Annotated in this window: 24 protein-coding genes; 13 read left to right on the top strand and 11 right to left on the bottom strand. The window is 59.5% G+C overall.

The window, feature by feature from the left end:
- Nucleotides 1–66: 66 nt before the first annotated feature.
- Nucleotides 67–678 (bottom strand): cytochrome c, encoded by a 612-nt coding sequence (locus HWX34_RS06680; protein ID WP_178971503.1) that lies wholly within the window; start codon nucleotides 676–678, stop codon nucleotides 67–69.
- A 90-nt stretch (nucleotides 679–768) separates the two neighbouring features.
- Here HWX34_RS06680 and yihA point away from each other — a divergent pair, with 90 nt between their 5' ends.
- Entirely contained in the window at nucleotides 769–1,392 is a 624-nt protein-coding gene (gene yihA, locus HWX34_RS06675) for a ribosome biogenesis GTP-binding protein YihA/YsxC (RefSeq protein WP_178971502.1), read from the top strand.
- A 233-nt stretch (nucleotides 1,393–1,625) separates the two neighbouring features.
- On the opposite strand, the gene HWX34_RS06670 is transcribed toward yihA, so the two are convergent.
- The 3 genes from HWX34_RS06670 to HWX34_RS06660 all read right to left on the bottom strand — a co-directional run bounded on the left by HWX34_RS06670 (nucleotide 1,626) and on the right by HWX34_RS06660 (nucleotide 3,905).
- The gene (locus HWX34_RS06670; protein ID WP_370459680.1) at nucleotides 1,626–2,423 is read right to left on the bottom strand and encodes a septal ring lytic transglycosylase RlpA family protein; all 798 of its coding nucleotides are present in this window, start codon (nucleotides 2,421–2,423) and stop codon (nucleotides 1,626–1,628) included.
- A 266-nt stretch (nucleotides 2,424–2,689) separates the two neighbouring features.
- On the bottom strand, nucleotides 2,690–3,154 hold the full coding sequence (locus tag HWX34_RS06665) for a tRNA (cytidine(34)-2'-O)-methyltransferase (protein WP_178971563.1): 465 nt from the start codon (nucleotides 3,152–3,154) through the stop codon (nucleotides 2,690–2,692).
- 40 nt (nucleotides 3,155–3,194) lie between these two features.
- Complete coding sequence (locus HWX34_RS06660) at nucleotides 3,195–3,905, bottom strand: ComF family protein (RefSeq protein WP_178971500.1); 711 nt, start codon at nucleotides 3,903–3,905, stop codon at nucleotides 3,195–3,197.
- A 128-nt stretch (nucleotides 3,906–4,033) separates the two neighbouring features.
- Between HWX34_RS06660 and bioB the strand changes: the two genes are divergently transcribed.
- The 7 genes from bioB to HWX34_RS06625 all read left to right on the top strand — a co-directional run bounded on the left by bioB (nucleotide 4,034) and on the right by HWX34_RS06625 (nucleotide 12,787).
- Nucleotides 4,034–5,017, top strand: coding sequence for a biotin synthase BioB (bioB, locus tag HWX34_RS06655; RefSeq protein WP_178971499.1), 984 nt, complete (start codon nucleotides 4,034–4,036; stop codon nucleotides 5,015–5,017).
- A gap of 108 nt (nucleotides 5,018–5,125) precedes the next feature.
- Nucleotides 5,126–6,280 carry an 8-amino-7-oxononanoate synthase gene (gene bioF, locus HWX34_RS06650; RefSeq protein ID WP_178971498.1) on the top strand — a complete coding sequence of 385 codons (1,155 nt, stop codon included), beginning with the start codon at nucleotides 5,126–5,128 and terminating at the stop codon, nucleotides 6,278–6,280.
- 64 nt (nucleotides 6,281–6,344) lie between these two features.
- Nucleotides 6,345–9,191 carry a bifunctional diguanylate cyclase/phosphodiesterase gene (locus tag HWX34_RS06645; protein ID WP_178971497.1) on the top strand — a complete coding sequence of 949 codons (2,847 nt, stop codon included), beginning with the start codon at nucleotides 6,345–6,347 and terminating at the stop codon, nucleotides 9,189–9,191.
- Between the two features lie 74 nt (nucleotides 9,192–9,265).
- Complete coding sequence (gene bioH, locus HWX34_RS06640; protein WP_178971496.1) at nucleotides 9,266–10,030, top strand: pimeloyl-ACP methyl ester esterase BioH; 765 nt, start codon at nucleotides 9,266–9,268, stop codon at nucleotides 10,028–10,030.
- Nucleotides 10,027–10,941 carry a malonyl-ACP O-methyltransferase BioC gene (bioC, locus tag HWX34_RS06635; protein ID WP_178971495.1) on the top strand — a complete coding sequence of 305 codons (915 nt, stop codon included), beginning with the start codon at nucleotides 10,027–10,029 and terminating at the stop codon, nucleotides 10,939–10,941. The genes bioH and bioC overlap by 4 nt, the downstream gene beginning before the upstream one ends.
- Nucleotides 10,942–11,092: 151 nt before the next feature.
- Entirely contained in the window at nucleotides 11,093–11,983 is an 891-nt protein-coding gene (locus tag HWX34_RS06630; RefSeq protein ID WP_178971494.1) for a patatin-like phospholipase family protein, read from the top strand.
- A 153-nt stretch (nucleotides 11,984–12,136) separates the two neighbouring features.
- Nucleotides 12,137–12,787: a glutathione S-transferase family protein gene (locus HWX34_RS06625; RefSeq protein WP_178971493.1), complete on the top strand. Its 651-nt coding sequence runs from the start codon at nucleotides 12,137–12,139 to the stop codon at nucleotides 12,785–12,787.
- Between the two features lie 2 nt (nucleotides 12,788–12,789).
- On the opposite strand, the gene dinB is transcribed toward HWX34_RS06625, so the two are convergent.
- The 3 genes from dinB to HWX34_RS06610 all read right to left on the bottom strand — a co-directional run bounded on the left by dinB (nucleotide 12,790) and on the right by HWX34_RS06610 (nucleotide 15,093).
- On the bottom strand, nucleotides 12,790–13,854 hold the full coding sequence (gene dinB, locus HWX34_RS06620) for a DNA polymerase IV (protein WP_178971492.1): 1,065 nt from the start codon (nucleotides 13,852–13,854) through the stop codon (nucleotides 12,790–12,792).
- A gap of 10 nt (nucleotides 13,855–13,864) precedes the next feature.
- A complete protein-coding gene (locus tag HWX34_RS06615) occupies nucleotides 13,865–14,173 on the bottom strand; it encodes a SelT/SelW/SelH family protein (RefSeq protein WP_178971491.1) in 309 nt (102 codons plus the stop codon).
- Nucleotides 14,174–14,619: 446 nt separating this feature from the next.
- Nucleotides 14,620–15,093 (bottom strand): copper chaperone PCu(A)C, encoded by a 474-nt coding sequence (locus HWX34_RS06610; RefSeq protein ID WP_178971490.1) that lies wholly within the window; start codon nucleotides 15,091–15,093, stop codon nucleotides 14,620–14,622.
- A gap of 181 nt (nucleotides 15,094–15,274) precedes the next feature.
- Between HWX34_RS06610 and HWX34_RS06605 the strand changes: the two genes are divergently transcribed.
- The 5 genes from HWX34_RS06605 (at nucleotide 15,275) to HWX34_RS06585 (ending at nucleotide 18,318) form a co-directional block, all read left to right on the top strand.
- Nucleotides 15,275–15,919, top strand: coding sequence for a MarC family NAAT transporter (locus HWX34_RS06605; protein WP_089082951.1), 645 nt, complete (start codon nucleotides 15,275–15,277; stop codon nucleotides 15,917–15,919).
- 39 nt (nucleotides 15,920–15,958) lie between these two features.
- Nucleotides 15,959–16,819 (top strand): AraC family transcriptional regulator, encoded by an 861-nt coding sequence (locus HWX34_RS06600; protein WP_255496594.1) that lies wholly within the window; start codon nucleotides 15,959–15,961, stop codon nucleotides 16,817–16,819.
- A gap of 73 nt (nucleotides 16,820–16,892) precedes the next feature.
- A complete protein-coding gene (locus HWX34_RS06595; protein ID WP_178971489.1) occupies nucleotides 16,893–17,288 on the top strand; it encodes a GFA family protein in 396 nt (131 codons plus the stop codon).
- A complete protein-coding gene (locus HWX34_RS06590) occupies nucleotides 17,285–18,001 on the top strand; it encodes an AzlC family ABC transporter permease (protein ID WP_255496593.1) in 717 nt (238 codons plus the stop codon). Before HWX34_RS06595 ends, HWX34_RS06590 begins: the two co-directional genes overlap by 4 nt.
- Nucleotides 17,998–18,318, top strand: a complete 321-nt coding sequence (locus HWX34_RS06585) for an AzlD domain-containing protein (RefSeq protein WP_178971488.1) — start codon at nucleotides 17,998–18,000, stop codon at nucleotides 18,316–18,318. The genes HWX34_RS06590 and HWX34_RS06585 overlap by 4 nt, the downstream gene beginning before the upstream one ends.
- Before the next feature lie 110 nt (nucleotides 18,319–18,428).
- On the opposite strand, the gene rodA is transcribed toward HWX34_RS06585, so the two are convergent.
- The 4 genes from rodA to mreC are packed head-to-tail and all read right to left on the bottom strand — an operon-like array spanning nucleotide 18,429 to nucleotide 22,859.
- Nucleotides 18,429–19,529 (bottom strand): rod shape-determining protein RodA, encoded by a 1,101-nt coding sequence (rodA, locus tag HWX34_RS06580; protein ID WP_178971487.1) that lies wholly within the window; start codon nucleotides 19,527–19,529, stop codon nucleotides 18,429–18,431.
- Nucleotides 19,504–21,444 carry a penicillin-binding protein 2 gene (gene mrdA, locus HWX34_RS06575; protein WP_370459679.1) on the bottom strand — a complete coding sequence of 647 codons (1,941 nt, stop codon included), beginning with the start codon at nucleotides 21,442–21,444 and terminating at the stop codon, nucleotides 19,504–19,506. The genes rodA and mrdA overlap by 26 nt, the downstream gene beginning before the upstream one ends.
- Before the next feature lie 3 nt (nucleotides 21,445–21,447).
- The gene (gene mreD, locus HWX34_RS06570; protein WP_178971486.1) at nucleotides 21,448–21,951 is read right to left on the bottom strand and encodes a rod shape-determining protein MreD; all 504 of its coding nucleotides are present in this window, start codon (nucleotides 21,949–21,951) and stop codon (nucleotides 21,448–21,450) included.
- A gap of 2 nt (nucleotides 21,952–21,953) precedes the next feature.
- Nucleotides 21,954–22,859: a rod shape-determining protein MreC gene (gene mreC, locus HWX34_RS06565; RefSeq protein ID WP_178971485.1), complete on the bottom strand. Its 906-nt coding sequence runs from the start codon at nucleotides 22,857–22,859 to the stop codon at nucleotides 21,954–21,956.
- Nucleotides 22,860–22,906 lie beyond the last annotated feature (47 nt).

Below are 22,906 nucleotides of genomic sequence, written 5' to 3'. Positions count from 1 at the left end.
CCGAACACAAAAAGGGAAGCCGGTTAAGGCTTCCCTTTTGAACAAGGCTATCCGCAAAAGTTGCGATTAGCGCAGACCCGAAATGTATTCGGCCACAGCCTTCATTTCGGCATCAGTCATGCGGGAAGCGACTTCGGACATGGTGACGTTCTTGCGATCGGTGCCGGCCTTGAAGTCAGCCAGTTGCTTGGCAACGTAGGCTGCATGCTGGCTGCCAACACGCGGGAACTGGTCCGGAATACCCTTGCCGGCCGGGCCGTGGCAGGCCATACAGGCAGGGACGTGGGTGACAGGGTTGCCCACACGGTAGATCTTGGCACCCAGCGGCATCAGCTCTTTGTTGGCCGCCTCGCGGGCCTTGGGCTTTTGCTGGCTGAAGTAGGAAGCGACATTGCGCATGTCAGCATCGGACAGTGCAGAGGCCATGCCCAGCATGATCGGATTTTTACGCTCACCCTTCTTGAAGGCTTGCAGCTGGTTGTAGATATACACCTCATGCTGGCCGGCCAAGGTCGGGTTTGCCGACGCTACGCTGTTGCCATCAGCACCGTGACAGGCGGCACAAACCGTGTCAACGATCTGCTTGCCCTTTACCGGGTCTCCCTTGGCAATGCCTTCTGCCCATGCACTTCCAGCCAGGGTTGCCGCAGCTACAGCCAACAGCATCATCCGTTTCATGATCGCTCCTTGTGAGGAATTCTTAAATATCTGTAAAAGTGGCAATTTCAAACCTGTTATTCTATACCAACTGAAATCAACCTTACTACTATGTCGATTTTTAAAAGCGCCACTTTTTATACCACCGTCAACCATTTGAAGGACCTGCCGCCCACCCGGGCCGAGGTCGCCTTCGTGGGTCGGTCCAATGCAGGCAAGTCCAGCGCCATCAATACGCTGGCCAACCGGACCCGGCTGGCGTATGTCTCCAAGACACCCGGCCGTACCCAGCACATCAACTTCTTCGACCTGGGCCACGAACGCTTCATGGTGGACTTGCCCGGTTACGGCTATGCGGAAGTACCGGAGGCGGTACGCGCCCACTGGGTACAGCTGCTGGGCCGTTACCTGCAAACCCGTGACAGCCTGGTCGGGCTGATCCTGATCATGGATTCGCGACGTCCGTTGCTGGAACTGGATCGCAAAATGCTGGCTTTCTTCCGTGATACCGGTCGCCCGGTGCATATCCTGCTGTCCAAATCCGACAAATTATCTCGCAGCGACCAGCAAAAGACCTTGACCATGGTCAGGCGCGAGCTGGCCGATTACCCCGCGGTATCGATCCAGTTGTTTTCCAGCCTCAAGAAAACCGGGGTAGAGCAGGTGGAGCAAGTGGTGGAAGCCTGGTTCGATGCTGTACTGAAAGAACAGGATTCGCTGCCCGATAGCGAATGACGGAACTTTGTCGGCGGGAAGGCACCTAACCGTGCAGGTGCTCCGGCACCTCCCGCTTGCCTCCCTGAGCGGGAGCCTTACGCTGACAATTAAGGCCTTTACCCCGGCGCAATGTGCGCCGGGTTTTTTATTGCCTGCCGTTTGATGCAAGAGACATGAAAAAAGCGAGAGCAAATGCTCTCGCTTTTGTTTTGCCAACTGCCATGGCACCGGAATGGTCTGCCCGGTCAGGGTCAGTTGTTCATCACCACATTGGCCACTTTCAGGCTTTCGGCAGCACTGCGTACGGCTGCATCGGAAGTGAACGGACCTAGGCGTACCTTGTAGTTACCCTGCTGGTTGATGATGCCCAGCTTGCCGTCGTAACGGTCGTCCATTTCATCCAGCATTTTCTTCAACAGTGCCTCGGCATTGGCCAGCTTGTTGAAAGAGCCCAGCTGCAAGTATTTCGGGTTGTCTTCCTGATGGATATCCGGGCTGTTGCTGGCAACCGCCTCGCCACCGGCTACCGGCCACACCCGCTCGATACTCACCCGGGCGCTACCCTGTTTGACGAAGCCCAGCTTGTAGGCAGCGGCATAGGACAGGTCCATTGCTCGGTTGCGGTGAAAAGGACCGCGATCATTGATACGCACGATCACCGACTTGCCATTGGCCGCATTGGTCACCCGCACGTAGCTGGGAATTGGCAAAGTCGGATGTGCTGCTGTCATGGCAAACATATCGTATTTTTCACCAGAGGTGGTTTTACGACCATGAAACTGCTTGCCGTACCAGGAAGCCAGGCCGGTGGCCTTGAACGGCTTTTCACTGGTGTCCGGGCGGAAACTCATGCCCATTGCCGTGTAGGGCTGGTTGGCTGACTTGATCAGCGGTTCCGTCTGGGGTACTGCATCCGGCACCAGATTCAGGTTGACCGGGATATGGTCGGCGGGGCCATCTTTCTGAAAATAGGCGCCGCCCTTGTTGTTGGCTACGGTGGGCTTATTGGTCGGCTTGGCCGACTGGTTGGTGGCGCTGGCCGTCTTCACGGTGGAGCAAGCCACAAGTACGAGACTGACAAAAACAAGCCACAGCCATCGGAGTACTGATTGCATAGACCTCCCTTATGCTGTTGGGCACATCAAAAAACGTCGGCGGATATATCCCTTGCGGGTGCACTCCCCTGCCTTCGCGACGGTGGGCTGGCTGCCTGCGGCCTGTGCCATGACTGGCTCCAGGTCCGGCATGCCATCCGTTTCACTTCAGGCATCAACATTTCTTGCTGGCCCGTTAGTGTTGGCCGGCCTGTGAACTGTCAGCTCCCTCCTGCAAAATCCAGCTGCCGCCACGCTTCGAATACCGTGATCGCAACGGCATTGGAAAGGTTGAGGCTTCTCGATTCGGGACGCATGGGCAAACGAATCCTCTGTGTGGAGGGAAAATCCTCCAGCACTTCTGGCGGCAAGCCGCGGGATTCGGGACCGAACAGCAAAACGTCCCCAGGTTGGAAATTAATCTGGTCGTGGCGCGTCGCGCCCTTGGTTGTTGCAGCGAAAATCCGCCGTCCTTGCAGGGCCTGCTGGCAGGCAGCCCAGTTTTCATGGACAACGACACGGGCATATTCGTGGTAGTCGAGCCCCGCGCGTCGCAACTTGGCATCCTCCATGGGAAAACCCATGGGTTTGACCAGATGCAGTTCACAGCCGGTGTTGGCACATAAACGAATCACATTGCCCGTATTGGGCGGGATTTCCGGCTGAAAAAGAACAACGGTGAACATCGTTGGCTGGCTGGATTGTTCCAAAGAATCAAAATCTTGGTCAAGTTTTTGGGAAAGATGCCCTGCAGAGCACCCACGCATCGACCCGTTTTGCCCCCTGTTTTTTGAGTATTTCAGCTAGGGCAGACAGGGTCGCTCCACTCGTGGCCACATCGTCGACAATAGCGACGGAAAGCCCGTCAATGCGTTGTTTTACGCCAAATGCATGACGGACATTTCGGCTTCTTTCGGCACGGCCAAGAGAGGCTTGCGGCACAGTGTTGCGTTTTCGCCAACACAGTGTGGTGGAAAAACGGCTTTGCATTGTAGCAGCGATTGCCTGGGCCAGTGGAATGCTCTGGTTGAAGCCGCGTTCTGCAAGTCTTTCTTTTGACAAGGGAACGGGGATGACGATGTCGCTTGAAAACGGGTGTTTTTGGGCAAATTCGGCCATCAGCGCGGCCAGTACGCCAGTCATTTCCAGCCGTTTTCCATACTTCACTGCATAAATAATTGCATTCAGGGGGTAGCCAAACAGGTATGGAGTGTGTATGGCGTCAAAAGCGGGTGGGTGGCGCAGGCAAAAGCCGCAAATATCCCGCGTCAATGCTGGCTCTGCGCAAATGGGGCAGTACATGGGCGGCAAGGCAGGCAAGCTGGCTTTACAGCCATTACACAGCCCGGCATGACAGTTTCGGCGATTACACAACAGACAGTGCTGATTAAATATTGAGCAATTGTCAATAAATATTCTTTTGATATTTGACAGCATGGGAAGCCCTCTGCAAGACTGCGGCCAGACACTCTCAGCCATGCCGTTTTTTTCTTAAATTATCCATTTGTTCAGTTGTAATTTGGCAATAAATACAATTGGCATTTTTGTTGCAATGAAAGCGCATCATGACCACGCAAACCATTCAGTTTTCCCGTCCGGCAACACCGCATCCAGAAAGCAATGTCTGGTCGGTAGCAGAAATCGAAGCTCTGCTGGCGCTGCCCTTCATGGAGTTGGTTTTCCGTGCGGCGGAGATTCATCGCCAGTTTTTTGATCCGACCAAGGTACAGCTGTCGACGCTGATTTCCATCAAGACCGGCGGCTGTCCGGAGGATTGCGGCTATTGCCCGCAATCGGTACATCACGATACGCCGGTGGAAAACCAGCCGATGATGACGGTGGACGAGGTGATTGAGGCTGCGCGTACCGCCAAGGCCAATGGTGCCGGTCGCTTCTGCATGGGTGCCGCCTGGCGTGGCCCGAAGGATGCCGATCTGGAACAGACCCTGCGCATGGTCAGCGAAGTGAAGTCGCTGGGACTGGAGACCTGTGCCACCTTTGGTTTGCTGAAAGATGGCCAGGCAGAAAAGCTGAAACAGGCCGGTCTGGATTACTACAACCATAATCTGGATACCGCACCGGAAAAGTACGGTGACATCATTCATACCCGTGAGTATGAAGACCGGTTGGACACCCTGGGCAAGGTGCGCGGTGCCGGTTTGTCGGTGTGCTGTGGTGGCATTGTCGGCATGAATGAAACCCGTGCGGACCGTGCCGGGCTGATTGCCCAACTGGCCAATCTGGAGCCGCAGCCGGAGTCGGTTCCCATCAATAATCTGGTGAAAGTGGGTGGTACGCCGCTGGAAGGGGCGGACCCGCTGGACTGGACAGAATTTGTGCGTACCATCGCCGTCACCCGCATTACCATGCCGAAAAGTTATGTGCGTTTGTCTGCCGGTCGGCGCGAGATGCCGGAGGCCATGCAGGCGCTATGCTTCCTGGCTGGTGCCAACTCGATTTTCTACGGTGACAAACTGCTGACGACGGGAAATCCGGATGTCGATGCCGACCGTGTGCTGATGGAAAAACTGGACCTGTCGCCGCTGTAATTTGACCTGTGTTTTGCCCGCCGAATCGGCCGGATTTTTACAATGTATATATAAGGAATACTTTTGTGAAAATCCGGCCGATTTTTGCGTTTTTTTCCGGAAAGCCTCATGCGCGCCCAAGACCTCTCCGCAGCCTTGCTGCAATTGCAGCAACAGCACCGTTTGCGACAGCGTCATTTGCTGGAAACACCGCAGTCCAGTCAGGTGGTGATTGATGGTAAAAGTTACATCGCATTTGCCAGTAACGACTACCTGGGCCTGGCCAATCACCCGGCCTTGATCGAAGCCACCCGGGCTGCATTGCAGCAATGGGGTGTAGGTGGCGGTGCCTCGCATCTGGTGGCCGGACATTTTGCCATTCACGAACAGGCGGAGCAGGCCCTGGCCGATTTTTGCGGTAGCGAGGCCGCCTTGATGTTCAGTTCGGGCTATGCGGCCAATCAGGCGGTGATTACCAGTCTGGTCGGGCGAGGCGACGCCGTTTTTGCCGACAAACTCAATCATGCGTCATTGAATGATGCCTGCTTGTTATCGCGCGCCAGCTTCCGCCGTTTCCGCCATAACGATGTGCAGCATCTGGAAGAACTACTGGCTACTACGCCGGCACGGACCCGGCTGATTGCGGTGGATGCGGTGTACAGCATGGATGGTGATGAAGCACCGTTAAAGAAACTGCTGGAACTGGCCGATAAATACGACGCCTGGCTTTATATCGATGATGCGCACGGGTTTGGTGTGCTTGGCAATGGACATGGCTCGGCGGCGGAACAAGAGGTGGGTGGTGAGCGGCTGATCTACATGGCAACCCTGGGCAAGGCAGCTGGGGTGGCCGGTGCCTTCGTGGCTGGCAGCGCCCAGCTGGTGCAATGGCTGGTGAACAGTGCCCGTACCTACATCTATACCACCGCACAACCCCCTGCACTGGCTGCCGCCGTACTGGCCAGCTTGCAGCTGATTGCCAGCGAACCGTGGCGCAGGGAGTGCCTGCAGCAACACGTCAGCAGGGTCAGGGAAAGGTTGGCTGATGTAAATTTTCAGCTGATGTCATCCCGTACGCCGATACAGCCGATTATCATAGGCAGGAACGAGCAGGCAATGTTGCTGGCTGCACAATTGAAAGCGCGTGGGTACTGGGTGCCGGCGATACGGCCGCCTACTGTTCCCGAGGGAACGGCCCGTTTGCGCATGACCTTGTCCGCAGCCCACACGCCGGAACAGCTGGAGGGCTTGCTGGACTGCGTGGTGTCAGCAATACAGTCATAGGGGATGACTGTGTCTGTTCGTAGCATGACCGGATTTCCCGGCTAACTCATACTACGATAACGACATGAAGAGTACGGCGGATTACCTGTCCACGCAGCAAGAGGCTGCCCGCACTGCGCTGGCCCTGATCCAGCGGCAGGGCGAAACAACGGCTGCTGCGCTATGGGCATTGGTGGGCTCCAGCTGGCAGTGTCTGGCAACACTGGGTGCGGCAGACAGCCTGCCCAGTGCGCAAGCCTTGTCTGCAGGACGTTTACCCGGACCAGACGGTGCCGCCCTGCCGCTGGTACTACATGGCGATACGCTGGGCTGGCTGGTGTGGCGCGGACGCATAGCCGACACCGCCGATGCGGTGCTTGCCCTGCTGGCGGGGCATTTGCACAGTGCCAGCCTGCATTCGGCCCAGTCCCAGTCCCGGGTGATGAATGAAACCCTGCTGGAAATCAGCCAGCTACCGGGCGAGTGCAATACGCTGGATGAGATGCTGCCCAAGCTGCACCGGCTCTTGATGCGGCTGATGGATGCCAGCAATTTCTACATTGCGCTGTTTGACGAACAGGGTGGCCAGCTGTACTACCCCTTCTATGCCGATCAGCAAGACCCGGCCCCACCATCACCCGAAGCCGTTTTCAGCAAGGAACAAACCACCCGTTCTCTGACCGCCTGGCTGATGCGCATGGGCAAGCCGCTGGTATTGACCCGGCAGCGTCTGCTGGAAGTCTGCCAGCAAGAGCAGCTGGTACTGGAAGGCCCGCTGCCCGAGTTGTGGATGGGAGTGCCGCTGACCAATGTCAGCAATGGGGTGATCGGTGCTGCCGTATTGCAGTTCTATGCCAACCAGGCGCCTTGCACCTCGGCCGAGCAGGCTTTGTTCCTGTTTGTCACCCGGCATATTGCCTATGCGCTGGATCGCATGTTGTATCGCAGCCAGCTGGAGCGCCAGGTCTGGTTGCGCACCTGCGAACTGGAGGGGGTGAATGCGCGTCTGCGTTCGGAGATTTCCGACCGGCAACGTGCCGAGCGTTTTCAGGACGTACTGTTCCGCATTGCCGACCTGTCCAATACCAGCCTGTCGCTGGAAGCTTTCCTCGCTGGTGTGCATCGCTTGCTGATGGAGCTGGTGGCCGGGCGTAACTGCCAGGTTGCCCTGTACGACATGAACAGCGACATGCTGAGCTTCCCCTACTGCGCGGATGACTTCCAGCAGGTCAGCCAGACCCGTCGTCCCGGCCGGGGGCTGGTGGAGCAGGTATTGCACAGTGGCCGGCCATTATTGCTGGACCGTAGCCCTGCACAGCTGAACCCGACGGAAGAAAGTACAGCCCCTCCGATGTGCAGCTGGCTTGGGGTGCCGCTGTATTGCGGACACGAACTCTTGGGGGTGCTGTCGGTACACAGCTACCAGAACGATGTGATTTACAGCTATCGCGATCAGGAAGTGCTGGAATTCGTTGCCAACAATATCGGTACCGCCCTGGCTCGTGTCCGCGCCATGCACGACCTGCAAAATGCCTATGCCGAACTGGAAGAACGCGTGCGCGAGCGCACCAGCGAGCTGGATGCGGTGAATGCCCAGCTGGAGTTCGACAGCCTGCACGACCCGCTGACCAAGCTGCCTAATCGCAACTACTTTGCCAAGACGCTGCGTCGGGCCTGGGACAGTTACCTGTCCGGCAACGGTGCCCGCTTCAGTGTCATTTTCATCGACCTGGACCGCTTCAAGCTGGTGAACGATACCCTGGGGCATCTGGCCGGCGACCATTTGTTGTTCGAAGCCGGTGCCCGTATCCGCTCCTGCCTGCGTCACTATGACTTCCTGGCCCGGTTGGGTGGGGACGAATTTGCCATCCTGCTGTTTGGCACCGAAACGCTGGATGGCTGCGAGATGATCGCGCGACGCATCGTCAGCGAGTTCGAACGGCCGGTGATTCTGGCTGGACGGGAGGTATTTTCCACTGCCAGTGTGGGCATGGTACTGGCAGACCGTGACCACTATCAGAAAGCGGAAGAGCTGCTGCGCGATGCCGACCATGCCATGTACTGCACCAAACAGCAGGGGCGGCAGGGCTATACCGTGTTCAACCACCAGTTGCGTATCAACCAGGCCGACCAACTGGCACTGGAAAGCGAGTTGCGCCGTGCGCTGGATGCGGAAGACCAGTTGCAACCCTACTTCCAGCCTTTCATCGATGCACGCAGTGGCGAGCTGGTGGGCTTTGAATCGCTGGTGCGCTGGCGGCATCCGCAGCGTGGCCTGATTTCCCCTGCACTGTTTCTGCCGGTGGCTGAAGAAAGCGGCCTGATCACCCGGGTGGACCGCTACATGATCAATGCCGCTTGCCGCCAGTTGCGCCAATGGCTGGATGCCGGACTGGTAGGGAGCAATATTGCATTGCACCTCAATCTGTCCTCGGCCAATTTCCACGACCCGGAACTGGTGAGCTGGGTGCGCGGCATCATCGAGGGCTACCAGCTGCCGGCCGCCATCCTGCATCTGGAAATTACCGAAAGTGCGTTGATTGATGTGCCGGAAATTGCCGCCACCGTGATGCACGCGCTGCATCAGCTGGGGGTCAAGCTGGCACTGGATGACTTTGGCACCGGTTATTCTGCGCTGTCCTACCTGCATCGCTATCGCTTTGATGTCCTCAAGATCGACCAGAGCTTTGTGTTTGATCTGGACCGCAAGGAAGAATCGGTCGCCATTGTGCGTGCCATTCTGGCACTGGCCCAGGCACTGGGGCTGGATGTGGTGGCCGAGGGCGTGGAAACCGCTGCCCAACTGTCCCGTCTGCAGGAAATGGGCTGCGCCAAATTACAGGGCTATTACTTTGCCACCCCCAGCCCGGCAGAAACCATCGACTGGGAGCGGCTGGCGCGCTTTGTGCAGGAATTCCGCCGTGCGGCCTGAGTTTTGCCCGGCAGCGGCTTTTCTTTTACCGGCAGGGCTTGCGAAACAGGCCCTGTTCCCCCATTTAACTGCCCATGAATCTGTTTGTTGAAAGCCGTGGCCGTGGCCCGGATGTGGTCATGCTGCACGGCTGGGGCCTGCATGGCGGTGTGTTCGACCGTGTTGCCAGCCAGCTGGCCGAGCATTACTGCGTCCATCTGGTCGATCTTCCCGGCCATGGTGCATCCGCCCCTTTGGCGCGCTTTGATGCCGACGAAGTGGCTGACCTGGTCGATGCCCAATTCCCTTTTCCGGTACAAGTTGTCGGCTGGTCGCTGGGCGGGCTGATTGCCCAGCACTGGGCAGCGCGCCACCCGGACAAGGTAAAGAGTCTGGCATTGGTGGCCACCAGCCCGCGCTTTGTGCGCGACGACTCCTGGCCGCATGCCCAGCAACGTGCCGCCATCGAAGCCGTGGGTGCCAGCCTGGATGGCGCATTCGAGCAAACGCTGGAGCGCTTTCTGGCCTTGCAGATGATGGGTGCCCCGGCGGCGCGTGACACGGTCAAGGCCGTGCGCGAACAATTGTTTGCCCATGGCCGTCCGCAAGGTTTGCTGCCCGCACTGCAATTGCTGCTGGACGCCGACGCACGCGCACTGGCCGGACAAATCCGCTGCCCGGTGGCGCTGTTTTACGGCGTGCGCGATGCCATCACCCCGATAGGTGCTGGCCGCTGGCTGCAAGCCGCGCTGGCCGATGCCACCTTGCATGAATTCACCCAGGCTTCGCATGCGCCATTTTTGTCCCATCAGGACGAGTTTGTCGCCAAGCTGGCCCAGCATCTGGAAGCCTCTGCATGAGCGAAGCGTTTTATACCGACAAAGACCGTATCCGTGCCTCTTTTGAGCGCGCGGCCGCGAGTTATGACGCCGCTGCCGTGTTGCAGCGCGAAGTGTCCGACCGCATGGCCGAGCGCCTGTCCTACATCAAGCACCAGCCACAAGTGATTCTGGATGCCGGCACCGGCACCGGCTATGGTGCCGCCCAGCTGCGCGCCCAATACCCGGACGCCCAGGTGGTGGAGCTGGACCTGGCCCATGCCATGCTGTGTGCCTCGCGTGAGCGTCAGCGTGCCGGTGACGGCCTGCTGAAAAAGCTGTTCAAGCGCAGCCAGCCCTGGCAGGTGTGTGCCGATGTGGAAAGACTGCCCCTGGCCGATAACAGTGTGGACATGATCTGGTCCAACCTCACCATTCAATGGGTGAACATTCCGGACAGCGTGTTCAGCGAATTCGAGCGCGTGCTCAAGCCGGACGGCATGCTGATGTTCTCCACCCTGGGCCCCGATACCCTGTTCGAGTTGCGCGAAGCTTTTGGTGGCGTGGACCAGGCTACCCACGTCAACCAGTTCATCGACATGCACGACCTGGGCGATGCGCTGATGCGGGTAGGCTTTGCCGAGCCGGTGATGGACATGGACAAGATCGTGCTTACCTACGACAAGGTGCGCGACGTGATGCACGACCTCAAGGCCATCGGCGCACACAACGCCACCCGCGACCGCAATCGCGGCCTGATGGGCAAGCAGGCCTGGCAACGGGTGGAAGCCGCTTATGAAACCCGCCGCCGCGACGGCAAGCTGCCTGCCACCTATGAAGTGGTGTACGGCCATGCCTGGAAAAGCACGTTGAAGAAAAAGGGCAATACCCTGCCGGATGGCCGTCAGGTGATCGAATTCGTCAAACCCGGCAGCTGGCCGGGCAAGGCCTAGCTGTTCAAGATGCTTGCTTGCCAGGCCGGTGCGGGATGCCCTCCCTGCGCCGGCAGGCAGATTTTTGAGCGTTGCCGGGAACCATGTTGCGCTGCAATAATCGAATCAGCCTATTACGCATTCAACCCCGTCACTACCCGTACCCGCTACCATGACGCTTCTTCGCCGCCTGATGCCGGCCAGCCTGCTGGTCCTGCTGGCCGCCTGTACCATTACCCAAGCTCCAAGCGAAATCAGCATTCCGAAAACCCCGGTCAAGCCACGTGTTGCGCTGGCCCTGGGCGGCGGTGCCGCCAAGGGCTTTGCCCATATTGGTGTCATCAAGATGCTGGAAGCCAACGGCATCGTGCCCGACATCATTACTGGTACCAGCGCCGGCAGCGTGGTGGGCAGCCTGTATGCTTCCGGCCTGAACGGCATGCAGCTGCAAGCCAAGGCCATGCAGCTGGACGAGTCCGAACTGACCGATTGGACCTTGTCCACCAAGGGCTTCCTCAAGGGGGAGAAGCTGGAAAACTATATCAACACCCAGCTGGGCAACCGGCCCATTGAAAAACTGCCGCGCAAACTGGGCATTGTCGCCACCGAGCTGGACTCCGGTCAGAAAGTGGTATTCCGCATGGGTAACACCGGTCAGGCGGTGCGGGCCTCAGCCAGCATTCCCAATGTCTTCCTGCCGGTGGTGATTGGCGGCAAGCGTTATGTCGATGGCGGCCTGGTCAGCCCGGTGCCGGTATCGGCGGCCCGCGAGATGGGTGCCGATTTTGTCATTGCGGTGGATATTTCCGCCAAGCCCAAGGCGGGCAAGGCCACCGGCCTGTTCTCCATGCTGGACCAAAGCTTCAACATCATGAGCGGCCCGACACTGGCGGCTGAACTGAAACAGGCGGATGTCGTGGTACGGCCCAATGTGCTGAATATCGGCTCCGCCGATTTCGAAGCACGTCATCAGGCCATTCTGGAAGGCGAAAAAGCCGCACAGCAGCTGATTCCACTGATTCGCAGCCGTTTGCAGCAAAAGGCGCAGACGCTGGCCCGTTAAACCCGGCCCGGCTGGCTGTCCGGCCGAAAAATGGCATAATGCAGGCGTTGTCAGGCCATGAGGCCTGCCAGCGCCTGTTTTGCCTTGTGCCGCGTGCGTTGCAAGGCAAAGCATCCATGTTCACTTCAGGGCCAGGCCCGCAAGGAAATCCGCATGATCAAGCTCTACGGCGTGCAGCTGTCTGCCTACTACAACAAGGTGAAAATTGCCTTGCTGGAGAAAGGCGTCAACTTCCAGGAAGTGCCGACCCGCCCTTCGCAGGAACCGGCCATGCTGGAACAAAGCCCGATGGGCAAGATTCCCTATGTCGACATCAATGGCCATGCTCTGTCCGAGTCCACCGTGATTCTGGAATGGCTGGAAGATGCCTACCCGACCGCCGCGCTGTTGCCGCCTACTCCGAATGGTCGCGCCTGTGCGCGCGAGCTGATGACCATGCTGGACTTGTACCTGATGCCGGCAACCGCCCCCTTGTACCGCCATCTGCTGTTTGGTGCCGCGCTGGACGATGCCGGCAAGGCGACGGCCAAGGCCGCCATCGAGCGCAGCCTGCTGGCCGTGTCACGTCTGGTGCAGTACGGCCCGTGGCTGGCTGGCGAATATTTCAGCTTTGCCGATATCTCCGCCGCTTGTGTATTGCCGCTGGTGGCCTGGTCTACGCGCGAAGTCTATGGTGAGGACCTCACCACCATCATTCCGGGCATTGAAGAATATCTGGCTTTGCTGGGCAAACGTGCCAGTGTGGTCCGCATGTGGCAGGACAGTGCTGCCGCGCGGGCGGCCTTGCTGGAAGCCAGGCAGTAAAATCAACTGTCCTCAAACAGCGCTAATTGCTGTGGCTGGTCGGCTTCGTCGGCCAGTCTTACCCCCACACCTACCAGCCGGACCGGTTTGTTGCCGCGGGCAAATGCCACGCCCAGCAAGTCGGTGTACGCGGCGCTGCTCAACTGCTGGCCGACATGCTCGGCCGTGGTCTGGCTGAAATCGGCAAACTTCAGTTTTACACTCAAACCCTTGAACGGCGGATTGCCTGCCCGTGCAATGCGGCCCTGCAACTTGGCCATCAGCTCGGCTAGCTTGTCCAGGCAGGCGGAGAAGTCCGGCAGGTCTTGCGCATAGGTTTCTTCCACGCTGATGGATTTGCGGCTGCGGTCGGTGCTGACCGGCCGCTCGTCCCGGCCACGGGCCAGCTCGTATAGTCGCTCACCAAAGCGGCCGAAATGCCGCATCAGGTCGCTCATTTCCCATTGGCGCAAATCGCTGCAGCGGTGAATGCCCAGCTTTTTCAGATGCGCCGCCGTCACCTTGCCCACCCCATGGATTTTTTCCACTGGCAGTTGCAGCACAAAGGCGTCGACATCTTGCGGGCGAATCACGAACTGCCCGTCCGGTTTGTTCCAGTCGCTGGCAATCTTGGCCAGAAACTTGTTGGGGGCGATACCGGCTGAGGCGGTAATGCCCACTTCAGCCTGAATCTGGCGGCGGATGGCTGCGGCCATCAACGTGGCACTGCCTTGTTCGTAGGGCTGGGTGCTGACGTCCAGATAGGCCTCATCCAGCGACAGCGGCTCGATCAGCGGGGTGTAGCGCTCATAGATGGCCATGATCTGCTGGCTGGCTGCGCGGTAACGCGCCATGTCCGGCGGCAGGATCAGCAATTGCGGACACAGGCGTAGCGCGCGCGCCGATGGCATGGCGCTGTGTACGCCAAAGCGGCGGGCAATGTAGTTGCAGGTGGCAATGACCCCGCGGCTGTCCGGCTGCCCGCCCACCGCCAGCGGGATATCACGCAGCGCCGGGTTGTCGCGCATTTCGATGGCGGCATAAAAGCAGTCGCAATCGACATGGATGATCTTGCGTTGACCGGTCATGCAGCGGCTATCAGTCGGCAGCGCGCTCGCTGTGGCCCAGTGACTTGTCCGGTGCCACCCGGTCGCGTACCAGCTGCTTCAGTTGCTTGATGTCCGGGAAGCCGCCATCTTGCTTGCGGTCCCAGATTTGCTCGCTATCCACACAGACACGGAACACACCGCCAGTGCCGGGACGCAAGGCCACTTCGGCCAGTTCTTTTTCAAAGGTGGTGAGCAGTTCCTGTGCCATCCAGGCGGCACGCAACATCCAGCGGCAACCGGTGCAGTATTCGATGCTGATTCGGGGTAATGCAGAGGGGGAGTGCGAGGTGGCGGTCATGGCTGGCTGGCAAAGAAAGAATGCCGGATAGCATAACGCAGAATGAGGAAAAATCCGCCGGTTCCCTGAGTCGATCTATTTATTTGACGGGCCTCGCTGAGCAAGGTCCGCTCCTCCATCGTGTTGACTCTTCCTTGGTGCAGACTTGGCGCTTACTACTGTTAGGGTAACCGGCGGACTGAGCAGTACAGAGCGTTGTTCAACTCAATTTCCGGACGCCAGTTTGCCCAAGCTTGGTGCAACGGTAAAGCGAATACTCTAACAAGTAGCGGATGCTGCATTGCACGATGTCACATCGGCGCAACGTCGGGCAGAAAAATGCCCGCTTTTGCGGGCGGGTGGCGGATTCGGCCAGGAAAATCAGTAGCTTGGTAGTGAATTTCACTGGTTGGCCGGCTGGTTTTGCATGGCAACACTACATCCTTGCTGGTATTGGCAGTGCGTGGTCAATGGCCGCTGTGATCCATCTCGGCGGGCATGTCTTTTTCCACTTGCACCTCTACCGTGATGCTGCCTGCCTTGGCAAATTTCAGTGTCAGCGGGAAATGGTCGCCAGCCTTGAGCGGCTGCTTCAGGCCCATCAGCATGATGTGATAGCCGCCGGGGGCAAATTTCACCTCACTGCCAGCCGCCACGGCTACGCCACCGCTGACTTCACGCATGCGCATCACGCCATTGTCGTTGATGTGCACGTGCAGCTCGGCCTTGTCTGCCCGCGGGGTGCTGGCGGATAGCAGGGTATCGGCCTGCTTGCCGGTGTTCTTGATGCTCAGGTAGGCCGCGCCGGTGGGGCTGGCTTCCGGCATGGCCCGACTCCAGGGATGGCCCAGTTCCAGTGCGCCCAGTTTGAAACCGTGGGCAGAAACGGTTGCCGCCAGCATGAGGCCGGCGAGCAAGGTAAACAAACGGGAAAGGGACATGAGGTTCTCCTGTATTGGGTTGCGGGCAAATTAGCACAGTTCAGACCGTGCCACCTGCGACAAAGTGCCGCAGCCAGTCCGCAGGGGATGCGACATCGCACCAGGGCTGACACGACATCGGGCTATCATTTGCCCGGCAGATCATTATAATCGGCGACTTATATTTAATTGTTTTGTCATCATGCTGGAAACCCTGTCGCTGAAGTTCCTGTTTGGTGGTCTGCTCAGTCTGATCACCATTACCAACCCGCTGTCCAAGATTCCGCTGTTCATTTCGCTGACCCAGGACATGAGCGAAGCCGGGCGGGCCAACCAGGCGCGTCGTGCCTGCCTGTTTGCCGCCTGCATCATGCTGGTCAGCCTGCTGGCCGGTAACCTCATCATGGCGGCTTTTGGCATTTCCTATGGTGCGCTGCGTATTGCCGGTGGGCTGGTGGTGGCGGTGCTGGGTTATCGCATGCTGTTTTTGTCGCAGGACCCGGGCATGGCACCCAAAACCGGCGAGCGTGAAGACTATGCCTTCTTCCCCTTGGCCATGCCGGGCATCAGCGGTCCGGGAACCATCGCAGTGGTGATCGGCATTTCCACCGAAATTGCCGAATTGTCCGGCTGGACGGCCAAGACGCTGGCCTTCGGCATGACCTTTGTCGCCATTGCCGCCACCAGTCTGGGCATGTGGCTGGTGCTGCGCTCCTCGGCCATGATTTCCGCCCGGCTGGGCCGTGGCGGCCGCGAGGTGACTACCCGGCTGATGGGCTTCTTGCTGATCTGCGTTGGCGTGCAGTTTGTCGGCTCCGGCATCCGTACCTTCATGGCCGGCTCCTGAGCAAGATCGTTCAAGTTTTCTGTCCGGGGCTATGCCAGAATGCAAGCGACATTGTTTGTCCCGCCCGCTGCCATGCCCCACTCCAAGCACGAATTTTCCCGTTTCTTCCGCGCCGATGACATCGCGCCGCTGGAATGCCTGGATGCCTTTTACCGCGAACAGGTATTTGCACCGCATTTTCACGAAGAATATGTGGTGAATGCCTTGCTGGCCGGCGCGCAGGCTTACCGCCACCGCGGGGGCAACCATATTGCCGGGGTGGGGGCGCTGGTGTTGATGAACCCCGGTGAAGTCCATACTGGCGAGTGCGCGCACCAGCAAGGCTGGGCTTATCGCGGCTTTTACCCCTCCGCCAGCCTGATTGGCCAGCTGGCGGCTGAAATCAGTGGTCAGTCGACTGCTATGCCTTATTTTCGCGAAACCGTGGTGCTGGACCCGCAGCTGGCCGCGCAACTGAACCAGCTGCATGCCCTGCTGCGTGACAGTCAGGACACCTTGCAGCGCGAATCAGCCCTGTATGCCGTGTTCAGCCAGGTGGTATTACGCCATATGCAGATTGCCGAGCGGCCACAGCGTCCCTGGCCACAGGCGGTGGAACGGGCCCGGCAAATGCTGGCCGACTGCCTGGCGGACAATCTGTCGCTGGCCACCCTGGCGGCGGCTGTGGGCCTGTCGCCCTGGCAACTGAACCGGCAGTTTTCCCGGCATCTGGGTTTGCCGCCGGTCGCCTGGCGCAATCAGTTGCGCGTGGTACGCGCCCGGCAAATGCTGGCTGGCGGTCATAGCCCGGCGACAGCCGCGCAGGCACTGGGCTTTGCCGACCAGCCACACCTCACCCGCATTTTCCGTCAGGCGCTGGGCATTACCCCGGCAGCCTATCAGCGCAGCCTGCGGCGCTGAGCGCAAGATCGTTCAAGCTGGCAAGCAATTGGCATGGTAGGGTAGGACTGTTCCCAATCATGATTCCCTGCCCATGTCTTATACCGGCTCCTGTCATTGCGGCGCAGTGCGCTTTCGTCTGCATGCCGAACCCGAAGAACTGACTACCTGTGATTGTTCGCTGTGTGTGAAAAAGAATGCGCTGATGACACGGGTGCATGAAAGCCAGCTGGAGATCCTGTCCGGTAGCGATGCGCTGAGCGAGTACCGCTGGAATACCGGCATTGCCCGCCATTTCTTTTGTCAGCACTGCGGTATCTACACCTTCCATCGCAAGCGTGCGATGCCGGATCACTACGGCGTGAACATTCATTGCCTGGATGATTTCGATCACCGCCACTTGCCGGTGCGTGCCACAGAAGGGGCCAACATGAGCCTGCATGGGGACAGCCTGCGCGCGGTATGGCCCGGCCCGCGGGAGGCATCATGATGCATGCCCTCAACCGCCGTGCGCTGTTGCTGGAAGGCGCGCGCGATACCGTGCCCATGCTGGTGGGGGCAGCCCCGTTCGGGGTGATTTTCGGTACGCTGGCCATTGCGGCCGGTTTGTCCCCGGCCACTGCGCTTGGCATGTCGGTGCTGGTGTTTGCCGGTTCTTCCCAGTTCATCGGCGTCAGCCTGATCGGTGCCGGCACTGCCTTGCCGGTGTTGTGGCTCACCACCTTTGTAGTCAACCTGCGTCATGCGCTGTACAGCGCCACCTTGCTGCCCTATGCCCGTGACTGGCCCTTGCGCTGGCGCTGGCCGCTGGCTTTCTGGCTGACCGATGAAACCTTTGCCGTGGTGGAGCACCGCTTTCGCACCAAGGGCACGGATGGTGGCCAGTGGTACTGGCTGGCATCGTCACTGGCCATGTATGGCAACTGGTTGTTCTGGACCATGGTGGGGGTGAGCCTGGGGCAGTCCTTGCCCGGTCTGGCCACCTTGGGGCTGGACTTTGCCATGGGGGCAACCTTTGCTGCCATCGTGGCGCCGCAGCTCAAGCATCGCCCGGCGCTGGGTGCGGCACTGGCTGCCAGTGCGGTGGCCATGCTGGCGCGCGGTCTGCCCTACAAGCTGGACCTGATGCTGGCGGCCGTGGTGGGTGTGACCACCGGCCTGTTGCTGGAACAGTGGCAAAAGGACAAGGAGCAGACAGCATGAATCACTGGCTTGCCATTGGCGGCATGATGCTGCTGACTGTATTGATTCGCGCCAGTTTTCTGGTATTCGGCCAGCGGCTGGCTTTTCCGGACTGGCTGAACCGCGCGCTGCATTATGTGCCGGCCGCCGTATTGTCGGCACTGGTGGTGCCGATGGCGCTGGCACCGGCGGGTACGGTGGATATCAGCCTGCACAATGCCTATCTGCCAGGCATCATCGTGGCGGCGCTGGTGGCGTGGAAGAGCGGCAAGACCTTGCTGGCGATTGTGGTCAGCTTTGTGGTGTATGGCGTGTGGCGCTGGGGGCTGGGGCTGTAAGACCCGCTGACCAAACCCCCGCTGGCTGTACAGTCTGGGTGGGCGCGCCTTGGCCCTGATTTCCAAAGACCGGGTGACGGCCAGACCGTTATGGACGGTCTGGCGACAACTTAACGCCGGGCATTGCCTATGCTCATCAGCATGCCCATGCCGACAAACAGGGTGACGGTAGCGGTGCCGCCATAGGAAACAAAGGGCAGCGGCACGCCCACCACCGGCAGGATGCCCGCCACCATGCCCATATTGACGAAGGCATAGACAAAGAAGGACAGGGTGATGGCCCCGGCCATGGCGCGGCCATACAGGGTTTGCGCCCCGGCGGTAATCATCATCGCGCGGCTGAGCACCAGAGTGTAAAGAATCACCAGCACGATATTGCCCACCAGGCCGAATTCCTCGGAATACACGGCAAAGATGAAGTCGGTGGTGCGCTCCGGAATGTAGTCCAGATGCGTCTGGGTGCCATTGAGCCAGCCCTTGCCCCAGGGGCCGCCAGAGCCGATGGCGATCATGGACTGGATGATGTGATAACCGGCACCCAGCGGGTCTTCCATCGGGTCTATCATGGTCATCACCCGGCGGCGCTGGTAGTCGTGCAACATGTTCCACACCACCGGCATGCTGGCGCCTGCTGCCACCATCCCGCCCAGAATCACCTTCCATGGCAGGCCGACAAAAAACAGTACAAAGAAGCCGGAGGCCGCAATCAGCATGGTGGTGCCAAGGTCAGGCTGTTTCAGCACCAGCGCACAGGGAATGGCTATCATCACTGCCGCCACCAGGTAATGCCACCAGCGCATCGATAGTTCGTATTTCTGGAAGAACCAGGCCAGCATCATCGGCAGGGCAATCTTCATGATTTCCGACGGCTGGATACGGGTGATGCCCAGCTCCAGCCAGCGGGTGGAACCGTTTACGGTAACGCCCTTGAAATGCACCGCCAGCAGCAGTACTACGCCGATGCCGTAGATGGGCGGGGCAAAGTTCATGATGCTTTGCGGGCGACTGCGGGCCAGCAACCACATGATGGTGAGTGACAACAGCGTGTAGACCAGCTTGTTGTCTATCTTGTCCAGCCCCTGGTTGTTGGCGGAGTACAGCACCACCAGGCTCAGGGCGAAGATCAGGCCCAGAAACAGCATCAGCGGGCCATCCAGCGGGGCCTTGATGGCCAGCCACAGGCGTTTAATCAGATGCGGCTGCAGCGTCATCGGCAGTATCCAGTGGCACGGTTTTCAGGTCTCCGCTGATGGAGCCCGGCACCTTGCCGGTGATGTAGTAGTCGAACAGGCCACGCGCGATCGGTGCAGCCGCAGCCGCGCCGAAACCGGCGTTTTCCACGATGATGGCCACGGCAATGCGCGGCTTGTCCACCGGGGCAAAGGCGACAAACCAGGAGTGGTCGCGGTATTGCTCGGCCAGGGCCGAGGCGTTGTACTTGGCACCTTGCTTGATGGCCACCACCTGCGCCGTCCCGGTCTTGCCCGCCATGGTATAAGGCAGGCCCACACCAAGACGCCAGGCGGTGCCGCCAGGTTTGAGCACCGACTGCATGGCGGCTTTCACGTATTCAAAGTTTTCCTGCTTGAACGGCAGCACATGGTCGGGCTTGGCGGCAATCAGTCGGCTCTTGCCACTGCGCGCATCCACCACTTCCTGCACCAGGTGCGGTTTGTACGCCACGCCGTCATTGGCCAGCGTGGCGATGCCATTCGCCATTTGCAGCGGGGTGTAGGAGTTAAAACCCTGGCCGATGCCGATACTCACCACGTCGGCCGGATACCAGCGGCGGAACTCTTCCTTGTAACGGGCAAAACGTTTGGCTTTCCATTCCTTGGTGGGCAATACGCCGCTGGCTTCGCCGTCCAGGTCGATGCCGGTGGGACGGCCCAGGCCAAACTGGCCCACAGTGGGGGCAATCTTGTCGATGCCCATGTCCCAGGCCAGTTTGTAGAAGAAGGTATCGCTGGATACCTGGATAGCCTTGGCCAGATTGGCCGAGCCATTGCCGTTCTTGTTACTGTCGCGGAACTGGTGACTCGAGCCGGGCAGGGTAAAGAACGCCGGTGCCGGGCGTACATCATGCATGCCGATGGAGTGGGTTTCCAGTGCCGCCATGGCCATGAAGGGCTTGAAGGTGGAGCCGGGCGGATAGGTACCGCGCAGCGCACGGTTGATCATCGGCTTTTGCCAGTCGTTGTTCAGCGCCGCCCAGCTTTGGCTATCGATGCCATCGATGAACAGATTGGGGTCGAAGCCCGGCTTGGACAGGAAGGCCAGTACACCACCGGTTTGCGGGTCGATGGCCACCAGCGCGCCACGACGGTTGCCGAATAGCTTGTCGGCAACCTCTTGCAGGCGGATATCCAGTGCCAGTTTCAGGTTGTTGCCATTGACTGGCGGGGTGCGGCGCAGGCTGCGGATGGCACGGCCGCCGGAGTCGGTTTCCACTTCTTCAAAGCCCACCTGACCGTGCAGATCATCTTCGTACACCGCTTCCAGACCGGTCTTGCCGATGTAATTGGTGCCTTTGTAATTGGTACCTTTATCTTCGTCGTCCAGCCGCTCCTGGTCTTTCTGGTTGATGCGGCCGATATAGCCCAGCACATGGCTGGTGAGTTCCTTGTACGGGTAGTCGCGGAACAGGCGCGCCTTCACCTGTACGCCGGGAAAGCGCCAGGCATTGGCCGCCACGCGGGCGGCTTCTTCCTCGGTCAGCTTCACCTTGAGCGGAATGGATTCGAAATCCTTGGATTCGCCCAGCAGCTTCTTGAACAGCTTTTCATCACGCGGAGTGATGTTGACCAGCTTGGAGAGCTCGGCAATGGTGGCGTTCATGTCCGGCATCTTGCTGGGCACCAGCTCCAGCGTATAAGCCGAATAATTCTGCGCCAGGATGACGCCGTTGCGGTCCATGATCAGACCGCGGTTGGGCAGGATGGGCAGCAGCGAGATGCGGTTGTTCTGCGCCAGCGTGGAAAAGTGCTCGTACTGGTATACCTGCAGCCAGACAAAACGGGCGATCAGCAGGCAGAACATCAGCAGCATGAAGCCATAAGCCACAATCAGCCGAAGCTGGAACTGGCCATCTTCAGCCTGCGGGTTCTTGAAACGGGTAGGGCGCACGACTTACACCGAGTGATGACGGTAAGGCAACAGCAGCAGCTTGGTCAGCAGCGGCCACAACAGGGCCCCGATCAGGGGCGGCAGGAAATAGCTCCAGCCGACAAAGGCCGCGCCGGTCAGCATGCGCGCCACCACCATGATGCTCTGATTGCACAGCATCAGCGCCAGCACACTCAAGGCCTGCTGGCCCAGGTTGAACATGATCAGCTGGCGTTGACGGCTAAGCGCCAGATAGGCAGTCACCGAATAGGCCAGCGCGTGCTGGCCCAGCATGCCGGCAGTGGCAATGTCGGCCACCAGCCCCATCAGGAAGGCCAGGCCCACATTGACCCGGCGCGGCTGGTTGATCACCCAGTACAGCAGCACCAGGCTGATGAAGTCGGGCAGCCAGCGGGTGGAGCCATGCGGCAGCGGCACCATTTCCACCAGCACAGCCAGCAGAAAGGTCATGAAAATAAAGCGGCGCTTGACCGGCTTGAGCAATTCCTTAGGGCGGTCGAACGACATGCTTACTCCGAATCGGCGGGCTTCTTGCCCTTGGTCTTTTTCACAGGTACGACCGGTTCGGCCGGGCGTGGTGGTGTCTGGCCCTTTTGCTGCAATACCAGCACATAGCGCGTTTGCTGCACACCGGCCAGCGGCTCGGTGGTGATACGGCTGAATGCCGCGCCGGCATTGCGTTCTACCTTGCTCACCCGCGCTACCGGCGTGCCTTCCTGATACAGGCCGTCAATGCCGGAGGTGACAATGCTGTCGCCTTCACGCACGTCGGCGTGTAAGGGCAGGTAGCGGATTTCCACGCCGCCACCATAGCCGTACAAGATGGCGCGCTCGCCGGTACGGGCAATCATCACCGGTACCATCTGATTCTTGTCGATAATCAGCGTGACTTCCGCTGTCAGCGGCTGTACGCGGGTAATCTGTCCCAGCAGGCCGTGCGCATCCACCACCGGTTGTCCCGGCTGCAAATTGGCGTCGGCACCCTTGTCGATGATGATCTTGTAAGAAAAAGGGTCACGGCCGGTATACAGCGTTTCGGCCAGCTGCGGGGCATCCGTACGCGTGGCCTTGATGCTGTTGAGCTGACGCAGTTCGTTCAGCTCCCGTTCCACGGTTTCCAGCCTGGCCAGTCGGGCGGACATTTCCAGCTGGCGAGTGCGCAGCTGGTCATTTTCGTTTTTCAGATCGGCCTGGGCAGTAAAGTAGTCGCCGAAATGCCGCACCATGCCCAGCGGCATGTTGACCACCCGCTGCAAGGGGTAGAGCACCAGGGACATGCCATCGCGGGCCTGTTCCATCAGTCCGTAACGGCTGTCGCCCACCAGTAGTGCGATGGAGGCCAGCGCGCACAGGAACAGGCGCGTGCCGGGCTTGGGCCCGGAGCGGAAAAAGCTGGGGGTGTTGGCGAAGTCCATCAGGCGGTATGCCACCCCTTGACGGGGCGGCAGCAACTCCGTTTAGG

It is taken from the genome of Aquitalea sp. LB_tupeE (assembly GCF_013391415.1).
Taxonomy (GTDB): domain Bacteria; phylum Pseudomonadota; class Gammaproteobacteria; order Burkholderiales; family Chromobacteriaceae; genus Aquitalea.
Note: the sequence above shows the minus strand (reverse complement) of the source record. Positions and strands in the feature narration are given on the sequence as shown.